Raw genomic sequence first — 21,765 nt, forward strand, 5'->3', positions numbered from 1 at the left:
GTCACGCTTTATATAACTGGCTTTATAAAGCGATTTTCATTTGAACGGCAATGCGTCGGCCGCCGCCTCGCGATAGGCGCTGATATGGGCCCCCTCTTCTTGGCAAAATTGGGCGACTCCGGCCGCTAGGCCTGGGTGTACAAGATAGTGCAGCGAGCGAACCCGCTGGGGCGCAAAACCACGCACCAGCTTGTGCTCTCCTTGAGTACCGGGGTCGAACAAAGAGAGACCTTTCTCCAAACAAAACTCAATACCTTGGTAGTAGCAAGCTTCGAAATGGAGACAGTCAGCAACTACCTCGCTTCCCCAATAGCGGCCGTACAACATGTTCTCACCACGAAAATAGAGAGCTGCAGCAACAGGCTGGCCATTTAACAGCGCCTGAACCAATACAAGCGCCTCAGGCATCGCATGACGCAATCGCTCGAAAAAAACGTCATTTAAGTAGGGAGGACGTCCCCGCTCGTGGTATGTGATCGTGTAGCAGCGAAAGAAGTGCGCCATTGCTTCTTGAGTAATCGCCTCGCCCTCTAAACGCCGTAGTGTAAAACCTTGCTCGGCGACCAAGCGACGCTCACGTTTAATCATTTTGCGACGCTTCGACGTAAGGCTCGCCAGGAAGCCCTCAAAATCACCAAAGGTGCGATCTCGCCACTGGAACTGAACGCCTTCTCGCGCAATTAACGCTGGAAACTGGCGCTGCCAGGCATCCACTTCGTCATCTTGTGCAAATAGGAGGTGCCAACTCGATAACGCTTGTTCTTCACAGTGAGTTTGCCACGCCGCTGCTAATAACCCGCGAACATCATCGGCGTTAGCATCATCGGCAATTAAGGTACGCGTACCAGGCACCGGGGTAAACGGAATAGCACTTAATGCTTTGGGGTAATAATGGCCACCTGCTCGTTCCAGTGCATCGGCCCATCCCCAATCAAATACATACTCACCATAAGAGTGGTGTTTGCGATACATAGGCAACGCGCCCACTAGGCGGCTATCTTGCCATACACAGAGATGGCAAGGCTCCCACCCAGTCGCCCCACTCACAGAGCCGCTGCTTTCTAATGCATGCAAGAACGCGTGTCGTAGGAAAGGCTGGTCGCTACTCACCAGTGCGTCCCATTGGGCGGCATCCACAGCGTCGATAGCAGGTAGCATAATGCATGACAATGAGTGCGAAAGCATGATGCCTCCCGAGGAATATCGTTTAAATGGTGAAAGTGTGACCTTACCACCAACCATGCTGCCAGTGCCTTTATTGATGCTGTCATTTCTATTTAGAGTGCGGTATTCAAGTAGCAGGACAAACGACTATTGTTATTAAGGATTAACCCAAGGAGCTGCCATGAAACGCGATTTAATGCGCCTGTTGCACACTCAGCGTCATGCGTTTGGCCAAGCGCCCTTCCCCTCATTAAGGTTGCGACGAGAGCGCTTAGCCCGCCTTGCACGAATGACTAAGCATCACCAGCGGGAGATTATCCAGGCCATTCAAACTGACTTCGGCAAGCGTAGTGAGACAGAAATACGCTTAGCGGAGATTAACGCGGTGCTGCATGCCATTCGTCATACACGGCGACACCTCTGGCATTGGATGCGCCCATACGCTGCCAACATGCCATGGCGTTTATGGCCCGCCCGCGCCCGCATCGCTCCTCAGCCACTTGGCGTGGTTGGTATTATGTCGCCCTGGAACTACCCCTGGAGCTTAGCACTGATGCCCGCTATTGATGCTATCGCAGCGGGTAATAGCGTCATGATCAAGCCCAGCGAGTACGCCCCCAATACCAGCGCCCTGCTGGCTAAGCTGGTACCGCAGTACTTTACCGATGAAGAAGTATGCGTTGTTGAAGGTGGCCCAGAGATAGCAAAAGCGTTTAGCACACTACCTTTTGATCATCTAATTTTCACCGGCTCGACGGCGGTGGGCCGCCAAGTTGCACTTGCCGCTGCCAAGCAGTTAACCCCGGTGACGCTTGAACTAGGTGGTAAATCGCCCGCTATCGTGGCGAGTGACGCTGATCTGGATCGTGCAGCCGCCTCAATTATATTTGGCAAGGGAATGAATGCCGGTCAGACCTGCATTGCACCGGATTATGTGCTTGTAGAAAGCCGTAACCTGGAAACACTTATTCAGGCGTTAAGTCGAGCTATCGAACAGCAGCGCCCCAACGATAAAGAGGCCACGGGCTTTGTCAGCCCCCACCATCAGCAGCGCAGTGAACGGCTGATAGCACAAGCGAGTGATCACGGCTGCCGCATCATCGATATCGGGCAACACGCACCAGCCCTCGTTATTGATCCAACCCAAAACCTTGAGCTGATGCAAGAGGAAATTTTTGGCCGTGCACTACCGCTTATCAGCGTTAAAAACATCGACGACGCGATTACCTTTGTAAATACCCGGCCTCACCCACTGGCACTTTATGCCTTCACCGACAATAAGTTGCTGCAAACAACCTTGCGCCACACCACTCACTCTGGTGCGCTGGTATTTAACGAAACGCTGCTTCATCACGCGGTTCCCTCACTACCCTTTGGTGGCGTTGGTGAAAGTGGCATGGGGGCTTATCACGGCCGCCATGGTTTTGAACGATTCAGCCATTTACGAAGCATTTTTTATCAATCCAATCGAGCCTCTAGCTCACTGGTAAGGCCACCTTATAAGCGCTGGCTATTAAAATTACTAAGGATTGGCTAAAGCTTCGCCATTAATACCCGATAATTATTACTATTCGCCGATTAGTTAACTACGCCGATTAGTTAACGACTTAGTTGAGCGCACTTTTTGAACGAACTATTTTTTGGGACGCACAATGCAAGCCGCAGATTTTCCTGAGAATGAATACCAGCGCTTGGCGGCATTGCATGCTCTCCAGGTGCTTGACACACCCGCTGACGAAGCGTTTGACCGAATCACTCAGCTTGCTTGCGACCTCTTTGACTTACCTATTGCGCTAGTTTCCCTCGTCGATGCAGAACGACAGTGGTTTAAGTCCCACCAAGGATTGACTGCCAGCGAAACCTGCCGAGACCTATCGTTTTGTGCCCACGCGGTGGGGCTTAATGACATGCTGGTCGTCGAAAATGCACTCGATGATCTGCGCTTTGCGGACAATCCCCTCGTCACGGGCCCCCCGCACATTCGCTTTTATGCCGGACAGCCATTACAACTGGCCGATGATCTGCCCGTGGGTACGCTATGTTTAATTGATCGTCAGCCGCGCTCGTTTAGTCAGCGAGACCGGGGCATTTTAAAAAGCTTAGCGGGGCAAGTGGAAGAGCTGCTTCGCCAGCATCAAATACGTAGAGCCCTGGCTCAAACGACGCGCCGCTACGAGGCGCTGTTTAACGAAAGTGCCACCGGCATCGTACGCATTGACCGCTCTGGTAGCGTGTTAAGTATTAATCCTTTTGCACTAACGATGCTGGGCTATCAGCAACACGAAGTAGTCGGTAACAATGTGTCGATGTTTACACCTGCATCGATCAACGCTCATCACGACAGCTTTCTGGCCAACTTTTTGGCGGGAAGCGAACCCAAGGTGATTGGCCGAGGCCGAGAAGTAGAAGCACTCCATAAAGACGGCCACTTGATACCCGTCCATCTTGCCGTTAACGCCATCCATAATGAGCAGGGAGATGTTGCTGAGTTTCTGGGTATTCTGACCAACTTAACTGATGTTTATAACGCCACACAGCAAATTCATAAAGAGCAAAGCCTGCTTAAAGTACTTCATCAAGGCATTACGGACTATCAGGCACTAATGTCGGTTGAACAGTTGTGGACGTTTTTAATGGAAGCGCTGCGAGAACTCACTGATAGCGACTACGCCTTGATTGGGGAAGTGCTGCCCACCGATACCACCAATGCTCTCAAGATACATGCTATCACTGACCTCTCCTGGAGCGATGAGTCCAGGCTTCTGATGGAGCGTCTACGCAGCGGAGATATGACGCTTACCAACCCTAACTCACTCTTAGGGCGTGTCTTTGCCCATGGCGATGTCATCATGACTAACGACGTTTATCGCCATACCAAGCGCGGCGGCTTCCCACCAGGTCACCCTCGCTTAGACAACTACTTGGGCGTGCCGATTTTCAGCGGCGATAGCCTTATTGGCATGTTTGCCATCGCAAATAGTAAACAGCCATTAAACCAGACCCTTTTAGACTGGCTTCAACCTTTTACTGATACCTGCGCGCTACTCATTAACCTCTATCGCCAAATGGCCGAGCGCGAGCAAGTTACCTGCGATTTAGCAACCGCTCGTGATCAAGCAGAGCAAGCTAACAAGGCAAAAAGTGAGTTTCTCTCCTCAATGAGCCATGAGCTGCGCACCCCGCTTAATGCGATTATCGGCTTTGCTCAACTGTTAGCAAAAGGCCGTCGTGATCCACTGAGTGAGAAGCAGCAACGCCAAGTAGGGCAAATCGAGAAGAGCGGTCAACACCTGTTAAGCCTGATTAATGAAGTACTTGATTTAGCGAGGATCGAAGCGGGACACATGACGCTTTCATTAGAGCCTATGCTAATCGAAAACGTATTGGATGATGCCTGCACAACGCTGGAAGCCAACATCGGAGCAGCCAATATTACGCTAACGCGTGATTCATTAGCGCAACCCTGCATGGTCATGGCGGATTACACGCGGGTTAAGCAAGTACTGCTTAACTTGCTTTCCAACGCGATTAAATACAATCGAGAAAACGGCACCATTCACGTCAATATTGAGCCGATTGGGAGCGAACTAAAAGTGAGCGTTATCGACTCTGGACATGGTATTGCGCCAGAGCGCCAGCACGAGCTTTTTGAACCGTTTAACCGCCTGGATGCAGAGCACGGACCGATTGAAGGGACAGGCATTGGGTTAGCCATTACGCGTGAACTGGTAGAGCGGATGAAGGGGCGTCTCGGTGTTGATAGCCAACCAAGCAAAGGCTCCACCTTCTGGTTTACGCTGCCCATTACCGAACACCCGGCCGAACATGAAGCACCGCCTCATAATAGCGTCGTGGGCACCTCAAGCGGTTCTTCCCGCGCATTCAACCTGCTTTATGTAGAAGATAATCCTGCTAATCAGCGGCTTATGGAAGATATTATTGATGACTTCCCGTCAATACAATTACGTGTCGTGGCAAGCGCTGAACTCAGCTTGGAGATAATGCGTCATTCGCCACCTGATCTCGTCCTAATGGATATCCATCTACCCGGAATGAGTGGTTTTCAAGCGCTCGACATTATGCAAAACGACCCCATGCTAAAGCAGATCGATGTCATAGCGTTATCTGCCAATGCGATGGAGCGAGACTTACATTATGGACTAGCGGCTGGGTTTGCGGACTACCTTACCAAGCCTATTGATATCGACAAATTGACCGTATCGCTAAATCGATTTATTACCATTGCACCAAGGACGGCGCCATGAGTCTGCTCCATAAACACCTCCTCGTGGTGGACGACAACAGTATTAACGTAGAGCTGCTATTGGACCTGCTTGACGACCATGGCTTTGAAAACACGCATGGTATAAGCGATCCACGCAAAGTGCTGGCGCACTGTCAGCAAACGTTGCCAGACCTGATCCTGCTTGATATTCGCATGCCTTACTTGGATGGGTACGCGGTTATCAATCAGCTGCAAGCAGAGTTTGGTCACCATATCCCCCCAATTATTATACTCACCGCACAGATTGATGATGAAACGCGTCATCGATCACTGAGCATGGGTGTGCGCGACTTCGTCACGAAACCGTTCAAACATGATGAGGTGCTACAGCGCATCCGCAATACATTAAGCGTTGAGCACCGTTATCAAATCCGCAATCAACAGGCAGACGTACTTGAACGCATGGTGGCAAAGCGTACAAAAGAGCTAGATCGCCAGTCTCGTACCGACCCAATCACCCAACTCGCTAATCGCCGCGCACTGACTCAAATGCTTCGTGAAGCAGCAATGCGAGGCACGGGAACAGGGCTTCTCTTCATTGCGCTGGACCACCTAGACGACGTGATTAAGCTACATGGTTATGGTGTCGCTGATAAATTGATGGTTCATATCAGCCGTCAACTTTCGGCTAAACTCAGCCAGCAATGCCAAATAGGTTTATGGGGAGGCAGTGAGATACTGGTGATTACTGCTCACGCCGATCTCGAAGCGTTACGCCACTCCGCGGCGCAGCTATTGAGCTGCTTCGATCAAGACCAAGCGCTGGGCGACCTACTACTGCCTCTAAATGCGCGCATTGGCATTAGCTGGGCGGATGCCCATTTCGATATTGAACGCCTTGTGCATATGGCCGCCTTAGCATTGCCGCAGAACGGTACGCTGCGCGTTCAATGCTATAACGAAACGCTGGAAGCGCAACAACGCCAGCGCCTGAATCTTCAGCAAGCTATTCGTGGTGCGACCGAACGGGGCGAGATGTCCCTGGCATTTCAACCAAAAGTTTCTCTGGCAACACAGCGTGTTATCGGAGCTGAAGCTCTCCTACGCTGGCACCATCCCGAGCTAGGCCATATTTCCCCAGGGGACTTTATTCCCCTTGCGGAAGCAAGTGGTGATATCCTCTCTATTGGTGAGTGGGTGCTTGAGAAAGCAATGCAGCATATCGTCGAATGGCGAATAAAAGGCCTGCTGGATGATGACTTCCATATTGCGGTGAACGTTGCAGCCCGCCAGTTGGCGCGCAAAGACTTTGCTCAGACATTGCTTTCCAAGCTGGCTGAGCAAGAGATCCCTGAACGTTTTTTTGCACTGGAAGTTACTGAGTCAGGCTTATTAAGCGATATGCACAACGCACGTACGCAATTGGCTCAGCTTGCTGAGATGAATATCGCCGTTGCGATCGACGATTTTGGCACTGGGCACTCTTCTCTCGCCTATGTTAAAACACTGCCCTTCTCTACCCTGAAAATAGATCGTGCCTTCGTCATGGATTTAGAGCACGACGCAGTAGACCGTCATTTAGCCCTTACCATTACTCAGCTTGCCCATGCCGTTGGTTGCGACGTAGTGGCAGAGGGTATTGAAACATCTGCCCAGGCGGACTACTTACGTTCTATTGGCTGTGAAGCAGCGCAAGGGTATTACTATGCGCGTCCGCTAACCGCCGACGCATTTTTTACGTGGTGCCGCGAATGGGCACCCAACGCCCAAAAAAATATTGCCATGGAGTCTGTTGATGGCGCATGACCTGCTTGACCGCTTACGCGAACGCTTAGAAGAATTAAACCGCTCAGAACGCAAAGTTGCCAATGTCATCCTGGAGGACCCAGCAGTAGCCACCAGTCTGAGCATTGCAAGCCTTGCCCAAGCGGCCAGCGTCAGTGAGCCCACGGTCAACCGGTTCTGTCGTAACTTCGGCGCCAAAGGCTACCCCGACTTTAAGATCAAACTTGCGCAGAGCCTCGCAGGTGGAACGCCCTATGTGACGCGAGCTGTCGAGCCCGGCGATACGGCAACGCAGTATACCCATAAGATTTTTGGCGCGACGATTGCCGCCCTGGACGAAGCCCAGCGTGAGGTCGATATGGCCGCCGTTGAGCGCATGGTTGATTATCTTACTCAAGCAAAACAGATCCATTTCTTTGGCTTAGGTGCCTCAGGTGCCGTCGCTCAAGATGCCCAGCACAAATTTTTCCGTTTTAACTTGCCTGTCATGGCCTATGTAGATGTGCTGATGCAGCGCATGGTGGCCGCTGCCTGTCATACGGGAGATGTAGTGGTGATTATCTCGTACACAGGTCGTACCAAAGAACTGGTCGATATTGCACGCGTTGCGCGCGAAGCAGGTGCCGTGGTGCTGGGAATTACCGCCCCTAACTCTCCACTTTCCTTGGAATGTACTGCGACTCTCGAAGTAGCCACTCCCGAGGACACCGACCACTATATGCCCATGACCTCGCGGATGATTCAACTAACACTGATTGATGCCTTAGCCACTGGGGTTACTCTAAGGCGCGGCGAAGACTTCCTACCGCACCTGAAGAAAATCAAAGATAGTCTGCGCGATACCCGCTTCCCTGTGGAAAAGACAGGTAAGTAATCAGTAAAACAGCTATCGCTGATACAGATAACTTAACTGCTGACGGCAGTGGTAACCGTAATTTCTACTTTCAACTCATCAGCAGGCAACGGCGCGCATACACAGGTGCGTGCCGGCGCATAACCTTCGGGTACCCATGCATCCCACACCTCGTTCATTGCAGCAAAATCATTACCGTCTTTAAGGTAGATTGTCGCGCTCAACAGCTGCTCTCGACTGGAGCCAATTTCTTTTAGCAAGGCATCAACCCGCGCCAGCATACTCTCGGTTTGCTCTTTAATTCCTTCGTAGCGTGCTTCAGGACCAGTTACCTGGCCACACAAATAGGCAACACCTTGATGAATAACAGCACGGCTCATACGGGCTTTTGTATCATGGCGCTGAATTGTCATGGCTCAATCTCCTAGGTAAGACAAAAAAAGCAGTGTAAACCGCCACTGCCTCGTTGCCTATGCCTTCTTCATCAAGCGCGCTCCGTAGGCACAGGCCGATGCTCGAAGACTCGCCGCAAAACAAAGCTGGTGTGGGCGCCAGTAACCCCTTCAATACGGTTGATCACGTGCAGTAAAAGATGCTGATAGTCGTCCATATCACGTACCAGTATCTTAAGCTGAAAATCCGCCGCTTGGCCGGTGATAATCAAACACTCAATCACGTTAGGAATTTTACGAATATGGCGTTCGAAGTTATCAAACCGTTCGGGGGTATGTTGATCCATTGAAATATGTAGCAACACCATCAGTTGATAGCCTAACTGTCGTGCATCAACATCGGCCCGGTATTGGGTAATTAACCCGTGCTCTTCTAGCGCACGCACTCGGCGCAAGCAGGGGGATGGGGAAAGCCCTATACGCTCGGCTAACTCCTGATTACTAATCCGTCCCTCCTGCTGTAACACATTCAGAATATGGCGATCAAAACGATCAAGCTCAAGCGGCACGACTGGCATAACAAGCAGCTCCTACCAATAAAAACAAAATAATCGATATTTACTGCCAATTATTGGCGATATAACCACACTTTCGCAATAACCTTTCGCCTAACTTCAAGTAAACTGTATTGACTGTCACAAGCAGCCCCTACACGGTGCCTTACCCAGGCACCTGTTAACGCGGCTTACGCCACAAGCGGCCGCCCAAATAATTCATCGCCCTCAGGAAACTCACCATGTCTGCTTTTGATCATCGCAAATACCGCCCTGCTCCGCGTGTTCCCGCATTCAACCGCCAATGGCCTGACCGCGACCTAACTCAAGCGCCCATTTGGCTAAGTGAAGACCTACGCGATGGCAATCAGGCGCTATTAGAGCCGATGACGGTGGAGCAAAAGCAGCGCTTTTGGCACCAAATTATTAAAGTAGGCATTAAAGAAGTGATGGTGGGCTTTCCCTCGGCTAGCCAACCAGACTATGACTTTGTCCGCTGGCTAATTGAAGAAGACCAAATTCCAGACGATGTCACTATTGCGGTACTCGTTCAGTGCCGTGAACACTTAATCGAGAAAACCTTTGCATCGCTGGTGGGCGTCAAACGCGCCATTATTCACCTTTATAACTCCACCTCTACCATCCAGCGCGAGCGGGTGTTTGAGATGGACCGTGACGGCATTACCGACATTGCTGTGCAAGGCGCTACCTGGGTGAAGACCTATGCTGCCCAGCATCCAGATGCTGATTGGCGTTTCCAATATTCACCGGAAAGCTTTTCTAGCACTGAAATCGATTTTTCACTGGCCATCTGCGAGGCCGTGATGGATGTTTGGCAACCAACACCAGACAACAAATGCATCCTCAACTTGCCCACCACGGTAGAAGTTGCGGGGCCGCACCATCATGCTGACCAGATTGAATATTTTTGCCAGCACATTAGCCGTCGCGACAGCGTGATTATATCGGTACACACCCACAACGACCGCGGTGGCGCCGTTGCTTCAGCAGAGTTGGCATTGTTAGCGGGAGCCGACCGTGTCGAAGGCACGCTACTGGGTAACGGCGAGCGTACCGGCAACATGGATATTGTGACCCTGGCGATGAACCTATACAGCCAGGGTATTGATCCGAAGCTGGATCTTTCAAACCCGGACGAGATCGTTCAGGTGGTGCATGAGTGTACCGGTATCACTATGCACCCGCGCCATCCCTGGGTCGGCGAAATGGTGTATACCGCATTTTCCGGCAGCCATCAGGATGCTATTCGTAAATCACTCAAGCATCAAAAGCCCGACGAGCCGTGGCAAGTGGCTTACCTACCCATTGACCCGCATGATATTGGCCGCGACTACCAAGCCGTTATCCGGGTGAATAGCCAGTCTGGCAAAGGGGGCATGGCCTTTTTGCTGGAGCGAGACTACGGCATTAATTTACCGCGTTGGATGATGCTGGCACTTGCTCCTTACGTACAACAAGAGAGCGAGCGCCGTAACGGCGAGCTTTCCAGTGAAATTATTCGCCAAGTAATGTTTGATAATTTCACTCAGGATGCGCCACTGGCATTGGCCGATTACCGGCTATCAAAAGGCCAGCACGAGGGAATAGAAATAACCCTTTGGCAAGGCTCTGAAACACTGCGCCTGTCAGGTACCGGCAACGGCGCGATGTCATCCTTCACTGATGCTTGGAAGAAGCATTCGGGCAGCCATGTAGCCATTATTGACTACAGCGAGCATTCACTTGGCGGTGACAGTGAAGCCAACGCGATTGCCTTTGTGCAGCTGAATATTGATGGGCAACGACTTTGTGCCGTGGCCGAAGATAGTGACACCGTTAGCGCATCGCTGAAGGCGCTGCTGTCAGGCATTAATATGGCGCAGGCCACCAAGCAGCATCAGCAGGAAGCCACTGCTATTGAGGTCTAAGCGCTCACTCAGCACACTCGATACATTTCAGCGCTAACGGGTCCCAGGTGAGGCGTTTGGCACCAATCCATTCGCCACACTCAATGCATTCGCCAAAGCACTGTTGATCAATGCGCTGCAAGGCGCCGCTAATACGCTTAAGCGACATTTGGCGGCGCTGCTCTTCTGCCTTTGCCATTGCTTGGCCCTGCAGCGCACCCATACGTGACAGACGCCCCACCGACGTTTGGTCAAGCACCACCGTCTCTCTTGAAGACGCGCTTTCAATGCTTTCTTCTCGCAAAGAAACCTCTAGCGCCAACAGCTTTTGGCGTATCGCGACTATGTCTACCTCAGGGTGGTTCATCTGCGTCTCCTAGTGACCTCAGCGCAGAATCAGCACCGGCAAATGGGCATTGCGTAACATGGCGGTCGTCGTGCTGCCAACCAGCAAGTGACGAATACGCGAATGACCATAGGCACCCATAACCAACAAATCGATGCCGTGCTCTTGCTTGTAAGCGCGCAACGTTTCTTCCACTTCACCAGCGCGTATTGCCCCTTCAGCGTGGTGGCCAGCAGACTCAAGAACATCAATTGCCCACTCAAGCTGTGACCGGTTGTCTGCCGTCTCAGCACCCACGATCACAACATGGCAGGCAGCACCTTCAAAGAGCGGGCTTTTGGCCAGCATCTCAATGCCTTTGCGGGCCGTTTTGCTGCCATCAAACGCCATCATCACGTTTTTCGGCTGCGTAAACTGCTTAGGCACCATCAATAGTGGACGATGCATCTCACGCACAACGCGTTCAAGGTTAGAGCCTAGATGGCCACTGGCTTGATGCGCGGTTTCGCCACGCTTGCCTAACACCAGTAAGCGCATCTCTTTTTCGTTTTCAACCAAGGTTTCTACCAGCGTACCGTTACGCTGAAGACAGAGTGGATCCGTAATACCGGCTTTCATTGCGCGTACTTTTGCCGCATCGAGCATATAACGCCCCTGCTCACGGGCAACTTTCGCGCGCTGCTCTTCAATATCAGATAGCTTTTCTAGCAAATGCTCTCGAGTCCCTAAGCCTAAATTCCCGGTTAGATCAGGCTCTGTCACCTGAGAGTGGTTATCCAGGGTATGAATAAAGCTTAATGGCGCATCAAGTGCCTTGGCGGCCCAGACAGCATAATCACAGATACTTTCCGAATACTGAGATCCATCAATAGCGGCGAACACGCGATCAGACATAAAAGCGACTCCTTGAGCGGGTGCGTTAAGATTTTTATTATTCTCATTCTTTTTTACACGAACTTATTGACCAGCGACACCTTAACGCGTTCTTTCCGATCACCCCTATCGTTATAGGGTGAGTGGTACACTTAGCGGCCTGTAAACGCGGCCAGTTAAAGGAGTCACGATGGGGCATGGTATCGCGAGCATGCTACTGGTAGCACTTGGCGGCGCGTTAGGCGGCATGAGTCGCTATGCCGTTTCTAATCTTATGGCCCATCTGCTGGGCAAAACCTTCCCTTGGGGCACCTTACTGGTGAATGCCAGCGGTGCATTTATAGCGGGCGGACTTCTTGGTTACTACGGCGTGCCAAGCGCACAGCCGCTGTGGCTATTTACTGTTGCAGGCTTATTAGGTGGCTACACCACTGTTTCATCATTTAGCTTACAAACTATTGAGCTGTGGCAAAGCGGCCAAGCGCTGCGTGCCACCTTAAATATTGCTGCTACCTTAGTGCTCGGCATGGTGATGGCCATGCTCGGTTGGCTGTTGGCTAAGGGATTGCTGCTATGAACTGGCAAGCTTACCTAGCCGTTGGGGTTGGCAGCGGGCTTGGCAGTGCCCTTCGCTACGGGGTATCTCTGCTGTCTTTGGCAGCGCTTGGCGGCTATTTCCCTTGGGGTACACTGCTGGTTAACGTGCTGGGCTCTGGGGTCATCGGTTGGGTTGCCGCTACCGCTTCGCGTTTTCCTAACGGCAACTTGGCGCACTGGCAGCCGCTGTTAGTGGCCGGTTTTTGTGGCGGTTTTACCACATTTTCACTCTTTAGCCTGGAAACACTGCACCTTATTCAGCAAGGACTCTCTGGGCTAGCGCTGCTTTATGTACTTATCAGCCTACCGCTTTGGTTACTAGCAGTCTGGCTAGGAGAACGCATAGCGCTTTCTCGTCTATAACCGTAGGTATTTTATGCGCGAGCAGTTAGAGCGACAGCAGTCCTGGCTTTACTTAGGGTTTATCTGCTTAGGGCTTACGCTGGGTCTGATAGCTCCCTTACTAGCGTCATCACTTGAACAGCTGTTATGGCCGCTACTCGGTATACTGCTCTACGCCACCTTTACTCAGATACCGCTATTACATATCAAGCAAAGCGTTACCGATAAACGCTTTATGGCAGCGCTGCTGATTGGCAACTTCATTATCATCCCTGCGCTACTGGGGGTCTTGGTGCTAGGTCTTTTAGTACTGGGGCTGCCACTGCCACAACCGGTGATAGCTGGGGTTTTGCTAGTGCTGCTGGTGCCTTGCACCGATTGGTTTATTACCTTCACGCACTTAGGCAAAGGCGATGCCGCCCGCGCTGTCGCGGCAACGCCGCTACTGCTGCTCATCCAAATGGTCGCGTTGCCCGTTTATCTTTGGTTATTTTTAGGCGACGAATGGTTTCAGTTGGCCTTTTCTACCGACCTTCTCAGTGCCTTTGCTGGCTTAATTATGCTGCCCTTGGGATTGGCATGGCTGACGAAATTAGCAGCCTATCGCTATCACGCCATTGAGCGTGTCACTGAGCAGCTTGGCTATTTACCCGTGCCACTACTGGCATTGGTAGTATTGGTTATTGCGGCTACACAGGTTAATAGCGTGCTAGCGCTTACCCATGTATCGGTACAGGTAGTGTTTATTTTTGTGGGCTATTTAATAGTGGCGGCATTCCTAGGTAAAGTGCTGGGCAGGCTATTTAAGCTTCCCGCCGCCAGCGCTCGAACACTTGCCTTTAGTTTTGGCACGCGCAATTCGTTTGTCATGTTGCCTATTGCGCTTACCCTGCCCAATGGATGGCAAGCTGCAGCAGTTGTTATTGTTTTTCAATCGCTAGTGGAACTATTTGGCATGATAGCGTTGATACGTTGGGTACCCGGCAAGCTAATTCCAAGCCACCTATAAAAAAAACGCCGGCCCCTTAGCGTGGTGACCGGCGTTAAAGCGTGCGTATTGTTTAACGCAATATCAGTACTGGAATTCGGCTGCCGCGTAACATCGCTGTTGTGGTACTGCCGACCAGCAAGTGGCGAATACGCGAGTGGCCATAGGCGCCCATCACTAGAAGGTCGATAGCATGCTCCTTCTCGTACGCTTGCAAAGTGTCGTCTACCTCACCAGCGTGGATGGCGCCTTCGGCTTGGTGGCCAGCGTCGCGTAGCGTAGTCAGCGCCCACTCAAGTTCGCTGCGGTGCTCTGCGGTTTCAGCACCCACAATCAGCACATGGCATTCGGTACCTGCAAATAACGGCGAGCGCGCCAGCATCTCCACCCCTTTCCGGGCAGTTCTGCTACCGTCAAACGCAATCAGTACCTTTTCAGGTTGCTTAAAGGCTTTAGGCACCATGAGAATTGGGCGGTGCATTTCACGCACCACACGCTCAAGGTTAGAACCTAGGTGGCCGCTGGCATGGTGAGCCGTTTCGCCACGCTTGCCTACCACCAATAAACGAATGTCTTTCTCTAGCGCTACCAAGGTTTCGACCAGCGTGCCGTTAAGCTGGCGAACAATGGGATCAACGACCCCATCTTCCACTGCCCGTGCCTTAGCAGCTTCCAACATGAGCTTGCCTTGCTCACGGTTCACCTTGGCGCGCTGCTCATCAAGCTCGGAAAGCTCTTTCATCAAGCGCTCGCGGGCACCAAACCTTAGGTTACCTGACAAATTTTGTTCTTCTGGTACATCAGAATGATTATCCACCACATGCACAAAGCTAAGCGGGGCATTTAATGCCAAGCTTGCCCAGGCGGCGTAGTCACAGATGCTTTCTGCATATTGGGAGCCATCAATCGCGGCGAGTACGTGTTCAGTCATATCGCTCTCCTTGCGGTGGTTAGTGGCCGCCCATCAGCTTTTCAACCGCCTCAGGGTCGTTGTGTACCGCGTAACGATCTACCACGGTGGCACTGGCTTCACTCAAGCCCACCAGTTCTACCTCGGTACCTTCACGGCGGAACTTAATCACCACACGATCCAGGGCTTGAACAGCGGTAATATCCCAGAAGTGGGCGCGGGAAAGGTTGATGGTGATCTTATCGATGCTCTCTTTAAAATCGAAGGCAGCAATAAAACGCTCAGAAGAGGCAAAGAACACTTGGCCAACCACTTGGTATTCACGCTCTTTACCGGGCTCTACTTCTTTCGAGCCGATATACAGGATGTTGCCGACTTTATTAGCAAAGAACATCGCCGCCAGCAGTACACCTACAAAGACACCAATTGCTAAATTGTGCGTCCCCACAGTCACCACCACTGTGGCTAGCATAACGATATTGGTACTCATCGGATGTTTTTTAAGGTCGCGAATCGACTCCCAGCTAAAGGTGCCTATCGATACCATGATCATGACTGCCACCAACGCTGCCATGGGAATCTGCGAGACCCAATCAGAGAGAAAGACCACCATCAACAACAGAACAACACCAGCGATGAGCGTTGAGAGCCGAGTCCTGCCACCGGATTTTATGTTGATGACTGACTGACCAATCATTGCACAGCCTGCCATACCGCCCAGCAAACCCGATCCGATATTAGCGATACCCTGGCCTTTGCACTCACGGTTTTTATCACTGGGTGTATCCGTTAAGTCATCAACAATGGTGGCTGTCATCATAGATTCAAGAAGGCCCACCACCGCCAGCATGATGGCGTAGGGAAAGATGATCATCAGCGTTTCTAAATTAAGTGGCACATCAGGCCATAAAAACATTGGCAGTGTATCGGGCAGTTCACCCATATCACCTACCGTGCGTATATCCATGCCACTTACCATATACACCCCGGTAAGCACCACAATGCATACCAGGGGAGAAGGGATCGACTTTCCAATCGCAGGCAAGTACGGGAAGAGATAGATAATACCTAAGCCTGCTACCGTCATGGCATACACATGCCACGTTACATTAGTTAATTCAGGCAGTTGCGCCATGAAAATCAATATCGCTAGGGCATTCACAAATCCGGTGACCACCGAACGGGACACAAAACGCATCAACTCTGCAAGTTTTAAGTAGCCTGCGATAATCTGTAATACCCCAGTCAATAGCGTGGCCGCCAGTAGGTACTCAAGGCCATGTTCGCGCACTAAAGTAACCATCAGCAGTGCCATGGCACCGGTAGCTGCTGAAATCATACCTGGGCGACCACCGGTAAAGGCAATCACTACTGCGATACAAAATGAGGCGTATAGGCCCACTTTGGGGTCAACGCCCGCAATAATCGAAAATGCAATCGCTTCAGGAATTAGCGCTAGGGCAACAACAATGCCTGAGAGCGTGTCGCCTTTGATGTTAGAGAACCACTCTTGCTTACTGAAAAGTGCCATTCAGGGAGTCCATAGTTGAAGGTGAAACACTACGCACTACCGCCACACCGAGGTGAAGCGAGAACGCGCAATTATGCGAATAGGTTGTCAAAACAGTGCTGCATCACGAAGATACGGGGGCAGCGTAAACAGCCAATGAACGGCCATAGGATGCACAAGCGCCGACATAACGCGATAGGCGTCATGGCGCTTATATAAGGAGGGAATTACTTAGGGCGGAGTCATCAGCCCAGAAAAGATGTGAGTAAATGCAGTCATGAGTAATATTCTGTACGGTTGCAATAAGCAAGGTGCGACAAAGCGCAGCATTCTAACAGCATCACAGCCGCATTGCATCTCACGCCACTCTGGTAGCACACACTGTGATACGCGCTGACACGCCCCCACCTCTACTTAGGCAGGGTGACCTCGCGACGGATTGTGGCGTACCATTGCGCCACCAGAAACGATGACAATTGCCAACGTTTTATGTTGAAGCGGCACACATAGTCACGTGCCGAATATGCCCGCCAAAGAGGAGAAATAGACGATGAGTCAGTCAATTGCGGTGATTAAAGGCGACGGTATCGGCCCAGAAATTATGGATGCAACCCTGCGCGTGCTTGATGCGCTGGAGTGCGGTCTGAATTATGAGTTTATCGATGCTGGCCTGGCGGCGCTTGAAAAACACGGCACGCTGATTCCTCAAGAATCGCTTGATGCCATCGAGAAGTACGGTATTGCCCTGAAAGGCCCGCTGACCACCCCCATTGGCAAAGGTTTCTCCTCCATCAACGTGCAGCTGCGTCGTCATTTTGACTTGTACGCCAACGTGCGCCCTGCGATTAGCTTCCCCGGTACGCGTTCGCGTTACAGCGATATTGATATGATTACCGTGCGGGAAAACACCGAAGGTGCCTATCTCTCTGATGGCCAAGAGATGATTGACGATGGCAATACCGGTATTTCAGTCATCAAGGTAACCCGCCAGGGTTCCGAACGTATTGTGCGCTATGCGTTTGAACTAGCTAAAAATAACGGACGTAAGAAAGTCACCGCTGTACATAAAGCTAACATCATTAAAACCAGCTCTGGCCTATTTTTGGATGTCGCGCGGGAAGTCGCCAAAGAGTATCCCGAGATCGAATTCCAGGAAATGATTGTAGATAACGCCTGCATGCAGTTGGTGATGAATCCGCACCAGTTTGATGTCGTTGTCACTACCAACCTGTTTGGCGATATTCTTTCTGACCTATGTGCTGGGCTCGTTGGCGGGTTAGGCCTGGCACCAGGCGCTAACATCGGTGAAAAGGCGGCTATTTTTGAAGCAGTTCACGGTTCCGCACCGGATATTGCCGGACAAAAAATCGCCAACCCTTGCGCTTTACTGCTGGCAGCCGCCCAAATGCTCGACCACTTGGGCATGAACGAAAAAGGCGACGCTATTCGTCACGGAATACGTGCGGTGTTGGAGACACGCCGCGACATGGTGACACCCGATATGGGCGGCACCGGCACTACCGATACGTTTGCCCAAGCGCTCGTAGAGCACTTAACCGCTTAACTGTTGAGGTGCTTCTCCCATCACCGCAACGCGTTTTACGCGGTGATGGGATTCTTGAGCTTTAAGCCTGACTTTTCTTAGCTTAGGGACGCTCATATTGCCTATCTCCTCACAGCAAGCTGCCGAACACTTCAGTTATGTCCGCCCCCGTCTGCTTGCGTTTGCACGCTTGCAGCTTAGGGAGAATGCTGCCGCTGAAGATGCCGTTCAGGAAACGTTGCTCACCGCGTTTGAAAAAACCAGTTCATTTGAAGGGCGCTCAGAATTTGAAACCTGGGTATTTGGCATCTTAAAATTTAAGATACTTGGCCATCTGCGCCAGCAGAAAAAACAGGGGCGCTGGCAACCACTAAATGACGCAATAGACGATGACACGTTAGACCGGCTATTCAACTCAAATGGACATTGGCAACCCAGCGCCCGCCCGCATGACTGGGGAGAGCCTGAGCATATTTTAGAGAACCAGCGCTTCTGGCAAGTGTTCGATGCTTGTTTAATAGCGCTACCCGACAGTATCGCGCGCGTATTTACCTTACGAGAGCTGATGGGATTATCTACACAGGATATTTGTAAGGAACTCGACATAACAGAAACTAACTGCTGGGTTATCTTACACCGAGCACGGTTAAGGTTAAGAACGTGCTTAGATAATGGCTGGACTCAGTAGGAGCCAATAAAGATGCTAATGTGCCGTGAAGCAACACGTTTGATGTCACTTAAGCAAGATAGAGCACTCACTTTTCGCGAACGTACTGTACTCCGCATCCATCTCTCTATGTGCAGCGCCTGCCGCGCCTGTGCCCGCCAGTTTGACTTGCTTCACAAAATTGGCGAGCACCACCCTGCTGTGCCAAAAAACTCGACAGACAGCGGTGGTCATTATGAGCCTCGCTAGTGCTTTGCGCATCAAAGGAACAGCACTAGCGAGCCTATTTTTTAGCCCGTTATTGTTCACAACCGCTAGCGGGCAAGAGATACGCTTTACACCCAATCAAATCATGACCTGGCCTACCCGTAGCTTTGAAGGCGAAACACGTTATTCCATTGTTGATAAATCAGGCCAACGAGTGCTTGAAGCCAATGCTCAGGGCCAAGCCTCTGCACGCTACCTCGAGCGCGATATTGATTTAAATGAAACGCCCTATCTTCACTGGTGCTGGCAAGTAGACTCAACCTATCCGGGCGTTGATGAAACGACCAAAGCGGGCGATGACTATCCCGCACGGGTTTACGTAGCTCGCAAGACGGGCATTCTGCCTTGGCAGGTCGAATCGGTTAACTATGTCTGGTCCTCTACCCAACCCCAGGGTACTTCGTGGCCGAATGCATTCACTGACCGAGCCCAACTGATAGCGCTGCAAAGTGGCAATAGCGCCGTTGGGGAATGGGTGGCAGAAGTACGCGATGTACGTGTTGACTACCAAGCTCTTTTTGGCAGCGCCCCTAGCCAAGTCAATGGTATCGCCTTGATGAGCGATGGTGACAATACAGGCGGCAACGCCACCGCGTGGTTTACCCAACTAGGCTTTTCTAGCACGCCCACTCCACCTGCATGTCCTAATAATTAGACAAGACTTGCAGCCTATACCTTCTTATTTTTTTATACAAAACCATTACAAGTAAGTGCCTTTTATTAAGATCTGATCTATTATCAACCTATTCACGGATAATAACAGATTAGATTTAAGGGACTACCAATGCTCGCATATTTTACTTCTGACGCCTTACGTAGCGCCCTAACCCAACATACTGCTTGTATCTACTTTTCATCGGAAGGCATTATCCAAGAGGCTAGTGAGCAATTTTTAGCCTTTATGGGTTACTCATTAGCTGACATTAAGGGACGTCATCACCGTATTTTTTGTTTTCCTGAAGAAAGGTCCAACCGTCAATATGGTGTTTTCTGGAAATCACTTGCAGCAGGTGAAAGCCAACAGGGGCGTTTTAGGCGCGTGAATGCACTTGGCGAAGAAGTATGGCTTGAGGCTACCTATATACCGATTAAGAATCGACGTGGCAAGGTTGTACAGATTTTTAAAGTAGCCAACGACGTGACCAAGGAGCACCAAAACGCCGCTAGCGAACGCTCCGTTCTTCAAGCTCTAAATAGCTCAATGGCAGTGATTGAATTTACAACCGACGGCTATATTCTGGATGCCAACACTAATTTTGAACAAGCAATGGGGTATCCACTGCACAAAATTCGTGGCGAGCATCACCGACTTTTCTGCGATAGTGATTTTTACCGAAAACACCCAGACTTCTGGCAACGCTTAAGCCAAGGGGAGTATAAACAGGGTAAGTTTTTACGCCTAAATGCCAAAGGAGACACCGTTTGGCTGGAAGCTACTTATAACCCTATCTTTGATGACGAAGGTAACGTGGTAAAGGTGGTTAAATTTGCTACCGATATCACCCAAGCAATGCTGGCAACAGAAGCTGCTAAAGCCACGGTAAGCAGCGCCCAAGCATCGTCTAGCCAGACCGAGCGAATTGCCCAAAATGGGTTAACCCATCTGCAAACTGTGCTTTCTGACTCACAACATGTCGCCCATACGCTCAACGAAGCACAGCAGCTAATCACTGCGCTAAACCAACAAGCGGAGCAGATTAACAAAATTACTGCATCAATCGCGCAAATTGCCAGCCAAACAAACTTGCTTTCATTAAATGCAGCGGTGGAGGCAGCAAGAGCGGGTGAACAGGGTCGTGGATTTGCTGTTGTAGCAAACGAAGTACGCCAGTTAGCCAAAGGGTCAAGTGAAGCGGTGAGCGAAATCACTCGAGTTCTAAAAGAAAATAATGCACTTGTCTCACGCACCACCCAGGCAATGCAGCAAGTGGTCAAGCAGGGTGAAACCAGTCAAACTAGTGTTAAAGAAATAGCGTCAATTGTGAGTGAAATTTTACAAGGCGCGCAGAATGTATCTCACTCTATCGAACGGCTCGCTTTAGCACCTTCATAAGAAAAAACTCGCCATTTTCATGGCGAGTTTTCAGTCTTAAACGAGACAGCGTTAACTAATTAACGCAATTTCGTTTTACGCAGGTACGGCAGAACTGCCTCGAACTCACCGAATTTCTGTTTGGCATCTTCATCTGACACACTCGGCGGAATGATAACATCCTGACCAATCGTCCAATCAGCAGGCGTGGCAACACCATGCTGTGCCGTGGTTTGCAGGGCATCTAGTGCACGCAAAATTTCGGCAAAATTACGCCCTACTGTCATGGGGTAGGTCATGGATAGTTTCAGTTGCTTATCTGGCCCGATAATAAACACCGAGCGAACAGTGGCACTGTCGGCTGGTGTGCGGCCATCAGGTAGATAAGCTTCTTCTGGCAGCATGTCGTAAAGCTTCGATACGGTTAGCCCGTCATCAGCGATGATCGGAAAGTCGACTTCACTGCCGCTAACGGATTGGATGTCGTCACCCCAGCGTTTGTGGTCTTCTACGCCATCCACAGAAACGCCAATGACCTTGGTGCCGCGCTTTTTCCATTCTGCGCTGAGGGTAGCAACAGCACCAAATTCGGTGGTACATACTGGGGTAAAATCTTTAGGGTGAGAAAACAGGATTGCCCAACTATCGCCAATCCAGTCATGAAAACGAATCGGGCCTTGGCTAGTTTCTGCTTCGAAATCTGGCACTACCGAATTGATACGTAATGACATCGTTCCTCCTCATTAGGGTCAAGTGACCTTAATACCTTATATGACTTTCAACGCCTTCACTATAGAACGTTTTGTACTA

At 50.9% G+C, this 21,765-nt stretch carries 21 protein-coding genes; 13 read left to right on the top strand and 8 right to left on the bottom strand.

The genetic code is table 11. The annotated features are described in order from the left end of the window. Nucleotides 1–36: 36 nt before the first annotated feature. Nucleotides 37–1,185 carry a GNAT family N-acetyltransferase gene (locus tag B6A39_RS14235; protein ID WP_083006757.1) on the bottom strand — a complete coding sequence of 383 codons (1,149 nt, stop codon included), beginning with the start codon at nucleotides 1,183–1,185 and terminating at the stop codon, nucleotides 37–39. A gap of 160 nt (nucleotides 1,186–1,345) precedes the next feature. Between B6A39_RS14235 and B6A39_RS14240 the strand changes: the two genes are divergently transcribed. The 4 genes from B6A39_RS14240 to B6A39_RS14255 all read left to right on the top strand — a co-directional run bounded on the left by B6A39_RS14240 (nucleotide 1,346) and on the right by B6A39_RS14255 (nucleotide 8,048). Then, nucleotides 1,346–2,701 (top strand): aldehyde dehydrogenase family protein, encoded by a 1,356-nt coding sequence (locus B6A39_RS14240; RefSeq protein WP_083006758.1) that lies wholly within the window; start codon nucleotides 1,346–1,348, stop codon nucleotides 2,699–2,701. Nucleotides 2,702–2,816: 115 nt separating this feature from the next. Beyond that, nucleotides 2,817–5,429 carry an ATP-binding protein gene (locus B6A39_RS14245; RefSeq protein WP_083006760.1) on the top strand — a complete coding sequence of 871 codons (2,613 nt, stop codon included), beginning with the start codon at nucleotides 2,817–2,819 and terminating at the stop codon, nucleotides 5,427–5,429. Next, nucleotides 5,426–7,195 carry an EAL domain-containing response regulator gene (locus B6A39_RS14250; protein WP_083006762.1) on the top strand — a complete coding sequence of 590 codons (1,770 nt, stop codon included), beginning with the start codon at nucleotides 5,426–5,428 and terminating at the stop codon, nucleotides 7,193–7,195. Before B6A39_RS14245 ends, B6A39_RS14250 begins: the two co-directional genes overlap by 4 nt. Beyond that, nucleotides 7,185–8,048: a MurR/RpiR family transcriptional regulator gene (locus B6A39_RS14255; RefSeq protein WP_083006763.1), complete on the top strand. Its 864-nt coding sequence runs from the start codon at nucleotides 7,185–7,187 to the stop codon at nucleotides 8,046–8,048. The genes B6A39_RS14250 and B6A39_RS14255 overlap by 11 nt, the downstream gene beginning before the upstream one ends. A gap of 32 nt (nucleotides 8,049–8,080) precedes the next feature. Here B6A39_RS14255 and B6A39_RS14260 read toward each other — a convergent pair whose 3' ends face one another. Both B6A39_RS14260 and B6A39_RS14265 read right to left on the bottom strand, forming a co-directional pair. After that, complete coding sequence (locus tag B6A39_RS14260) at nucleotides 8,081–8,440, bottom strand: RidA family protein (protein ID WP_083006765.1); 360 nt, start codon at nucleotides 8,438–8,440, stop codon at nucleotides 8,081–8,083. A gap of 71 nt (nucleotides 8,441–8,511) precedes the next feature. After that, nucleotides 8,512–8,997, bottom strand: a complete 486-nt coding sequence (locus B6A39_RS14265; protein WP_083006767.1) for an Lrp/AsnC family transcriptional regulator — start codon at nucleotides 8,995–8,997, stop codon at nucleotides 8,512–8,514. Between the two features lie 218 nt (nucleotides 8,998–9,215). On the opposite strand from B6A39_RS14265, the gene B6A39_RS14270 reads away from it, so the two are divergent. Continuing rightward, entirely contained in the window at nucleotides 9,216–10,901 is a 1,686-nt protein-coding gene (locus B6A39_RS14270) for a 2-isopropylmalate synthase (protein WP_083006768.1), read from the top strand. 4 nt (nucleotides 10,902–10,905) lie between these two features. On the opposite strand, the gene B6A39_RS14275 is transcribed toward B6A39_RS14270, so the two are convergent. Continuing rightward, nucleotides 10,906–11,247 carry a TraR/DksA family transcriptional regulator gene (locus B6A39_RS14275; RefSeq protein ID WP_083006770.1) on the bottom strand — a complete coding sequence of 114 codons (342 nt, stop codon included), beginning with the start codon at nucleotides 11,245–11,247 and terminating at the stop codon, nucleotides 10,906–10,908. A gap of 18 nt (nucleotides 11,248–11,265) precedes the next feature. Next, a complete protein-coding gene (locus tag B6A39_RS14280; protein WP_083006772.1) occupies nucleotides 11,266–12,120 on the bottom strand; it encodes a universal stress protein in 855 nt (284 codons plus the stop codon). 169 nt (nucleotides 12,121–12,289) lie between these two features. Between B6A39_RS14280 and crcB (B6A39_RS14285) the strand changes: the two genes are divergently transcribed. The 3 genes from crcB (B6A39_RS14285) to B6A39_RS14295 are packed head-to-tail and all read left to right on the top strand — an operon-like array spanning nucleotide 12,290 to nucleotide 14,047. Further along, a complete protein-coding gene (gene crcB / locus B6A39_RS14285; RefSeq protein ID WP_083006773.1) occupies nucleotides 12,290–12,676 on the top strand; it encodes a fluoride efflux transporter CrcB in 387 nt (128 codons plus the stop codon). After that, entirely contained in the window at nucleotides 12,673–13,059 is a 387-nt protein-coding gene (crcB, locus tag B6A39_RS14290; protein ID WP_083006775.1) for a fluoride efflux transporter CrcB, read from the top strand. The genes crcB (B6A39_RS14285) and crcB (B6A39_RS14290) overlap by 4 nt, the downstream gene beginning before the upstream one ends. 13 nt (nucleotides 13,060–13,072) lie before the next feature. After that, nucleotides 13,073–14,047, top strand: coding sequence for an arsenic resistance protein (locus tag B6A39_RS14295; protein ID WP_083006777.1), 975 nt, complete (start codon nucleotides 13,073–13,075; stop codon nucleotides 14,045–14,047). A 52-nt stretch (nucleotides 14,048–14,099) separates the two neighbouring features. Here the strand turns inward: B6A39_RS14295 and B6A39_RS14300 are convergent, their stop codons facing one another. Next, nucleotides 14,100–14,957: a universal stress protein gene (locus B6A39_RS14300; protein WP_083006779.1), complete on the bottom strand. Its 858-nt coding sequence runs from the start codon at nucleotides 14,955–14,957 to the stop codon at nucleotides 14,100–14,102. Between the two features lie 19 nt (nucleotides 14,958–14,976). Then, nucleotides 14,977–16,467, bottom strand: a complete 1,491-nt coding sequence (locus tag B6A39_RS14305) for a SulP family inorganic anion transporter (protein ID WP_083006781.1) — start codon at nucleotides 16,465–16,467, stop codon at nucleotides 14,977–14,979. Between the two features lie 529 nt (nucleotides 16,468–16,996). Between B6A39_RS14305 and B6A39_RS14310 the strand changes: the two genes are divergently transcribed. From B6A39_RS14310 to B6A39_RS14330, 5 genes are all read left to right on the top strand, one after another. Beyond that, nucleotides 16,997–18,010 carry an isocitrate dehydrogenase gene (locus tag B6A39_RS14310; protein WP_038486203.1) on the top strand — a complete coding sequence of 338 codons (1,014 nt, stop codon included), beginning with the start codon at nucleotides 16,997–16,999 and terminating at the stop codon, nucleotides 18,008–18,010. A gap of 97 nt (nucleotides 18,011–18,107) precedes the next feature. Then, on the top strand, nucleotides 18,108–18,677 hold the full coding sequence (locus B6A39_RS14315) for a sigma-70 family RNA polymerase sigma factor (RefSeq protein ID WP_083006783.1): 570 nt from the start codon (nucleotides 18,108–18,110) through the stop codon (nucleotides 18,675–18,677). Nucleotides 18,678–18,695: 18 nt separating this feature from the next. Beyond that, nucleotides 18,696–18,905, top strand: coding sequence for a zf-HC2 domain-containing protein (locus tag B6A39_RS14320; RefSeq protein WP_269747993.1), 210 nt, complete (start codon nucleotides 18,696–18,698; stop codon nucleotides 18,903–18,905). Further along, nucleotides 18,892–19,578 (top strand): DUF3047 domain-containing protein, encoded by a 687-nt coding sequence (locus B6A39_RS14325; RefSeq protein WP_083006785.1) that lies wholly within the window; start codon nucleotides 18,892–18,894, stop codon nucleotides 19,576–19,578. Before B6A39_RS14320 ends, B6A39_RS14325 begins: the two co-directional genes overlap by 14 nt. 129 nt (nucleotides 19,579–19,707) lie before the next feature. Beyond that, on the top strand, nucleotides 19,708–20,976 hold the full coding sequence (locus B6A39_RS14330; protein ID WP_083006787.1) for a methyl-accepting chemotaxis protein: 1,269 nt from the start codon (nucleotides 19,708–19,710) through the stop codon (nucleotides 20,974–20,976). Nucleotides 20,977–21,035: 59 nt separating this feature from the next. Here the strand turns inward: B6A39_RS14330 and B6A39_RS14335 are convergent, their stop codons facing one another. Then, a complete protein-coding gene (locus tag B6A39_RS14335) occupies nucleotides 21,036–21,686 on the bottom strand; it encodes a peroxiredoxin (RefSeq protein WP_009721387.1) in 651 nt (216 codons plus the stop codon). Nucleotides 21,687–21,765 lie beyond the last annotated feature (79 nt).

It is taken from the genome of Halomonas sp. GT, from assembly GCF_002082565.1.
Lineage (GTDB): Bacteria > Pseudomonadota > Gammaproteobacteria > Pseudomonadales > Halomonadaceae > Vreelandella.

What these genes read in the sequence shown, in the direction of transcription:
- B6A39_RS14235 (WP_083006757.1), bottom strand. Translation starts at nt 1,185, where the DNA reads ATGCTTTCGCACTCATTGTCATGCATTATGCTACCTGCTATCGACGCT.
- B6A39_RS14240 (WP_083006758.1), top strand. Translation starts at nt 1,346, where the DNA reads ATGAAACGCGATTTAATGCGCCTGTTGCACACTCAGCGTCATGCGTTT.
- B6A39_RS14245 (WP_083006760.1), top strand. Translation starts at nt 2,817, where the DNA reads ATGCAAGCCGCAGATTTTCCTGAGAATGAATACCAGCGCTTGGCGGCA.
- B6A39_RS14250 (WP_083006762.1), top strand. Translation starts at nt 5,426, where the DNA reads ATGAGTCTGCTCCATAAACACCTCCTCGTGGTGGACGACAACAGTATT.
- B6A39_RS14255 (WP_083006763.1), top strand. Translation starts at nt 7,185, where the DNA reads ATGGCGCATGACCTGCTTGACCGCTTACGCGAACGCTTAGAAGAATTA.
- B6A39_RS14260 (WP_083006765.1), bottom strand. Translation starts at nt 8,440, where the DNA reads ATGACAATTCAGCGCCATGATACAAAAGCCCGTATGAGCCGTGCTGTT.
- B6A39_RS14265 (WP_083006767.1), bottom strand. Translation starts at nt 8,997, where the DNA reads ATGCCAGTCGTGCCGCTTGAGCTTGATCGTTTTGATCGCCATATTCTG.
- B6A39_RS14270 (WP_083006768.1), top strand. Translation starts at nt 9,216, where the DNA reads ATGTCTGCTTTTGATCATCGCAAATACCGCCCTGCTCCGCGTGTTCCC.
- B6A39_RS14275 (WP_083006770.1), bottom strand. Translation starts at nt 11,247, where the DNA reads ATGAACCACCCTGAGGTAGACATAGTCGCGATACGCCAAAAGCTGTTG.
- B6A39_RS14280 (WP_083006772.1), bottom strand. Translation starts at nt 12,120, where the DNA reads ATGTCTGATCGCGTGTTCGCCGCTATTGATGGATCTCAGTATTCGGAA.
- crcB (WP_083006773.1), top strand. Translation starts at nt 12,290, where the DNA reads ATGGGGCATGGTATCGCGAGCATGCTACTGGTAGCACTTGGCGGCGCG.
- crcB (WP_083006775.1), top strand. Translation starts at nt 12,673, where the DNA reads ATGAACTGGCAAGCTTACCTAGCCGTTGGGGTTGGCAGCGGGCTTGGC.
- B6A39_RS14295 (WP_083006777.1), top strand. Translation starts at nt 13,073, where the DNA reads ATGCGCGAGCAGTTAGAGCGACAGCAGTCCTGGCTTTACTTAGGGTTT.
- B6A39_RS14300 (WP_083006779.1), bottom strand. Translation starts at nt 14,957, where the DNA reads ATGACTGAACACGTACTCGCCGCGATTGATGGCTCCCAATATGCAGAA.
- B6A39_RS14305 (WP_083006781.1), bottom strand. Translation starts at nt 16,467, where the DNA reads ATGGCACTTTTCAGTAAGCAAGAGTGGTTCTCTAACATCAAAGGCGAC.
- B6A39_RS14310 (WP_038486203.1), top strand. Translation starts at nt 16,997, where the DNA reads ATGAGTCAGTCAATTGCGGTGATTAAAGGCGACGGTATCGGCCCAGAA.
- B6A39_RS14320 (WP_269747993.1), top strand. Translation starts at nt 18,696, where the DNA reads ATGTGCCGTGAAGCAACACGTTTGATGTCACTTAAGCAAGATAGAGCA.
- B6A39_RS14325 (WP_083006785.1), top strand. Translation starts at nt 18,892, where the DNA reads ATGAGCCTCGCTAGTGCTTTGCGCATCAAAGGAACAGCACTAGCGAGC.
- B6A39_RS14330 (WP_083006787.1), top strand. Translation starts at nt 19,708, where the DNA reads ATGCTCGCATATTTTACTTCTGACGCCTTACGTAGCGCCCTAACCCAA.
- B6A39_RS14335 (WP_009721387.1), bottom strand. Translation starts at nt 21,686, where the DNA reads ATGTCATTACGTATCAATTCGGTAGTGCCAGATTTCGAAGCAGAAACT.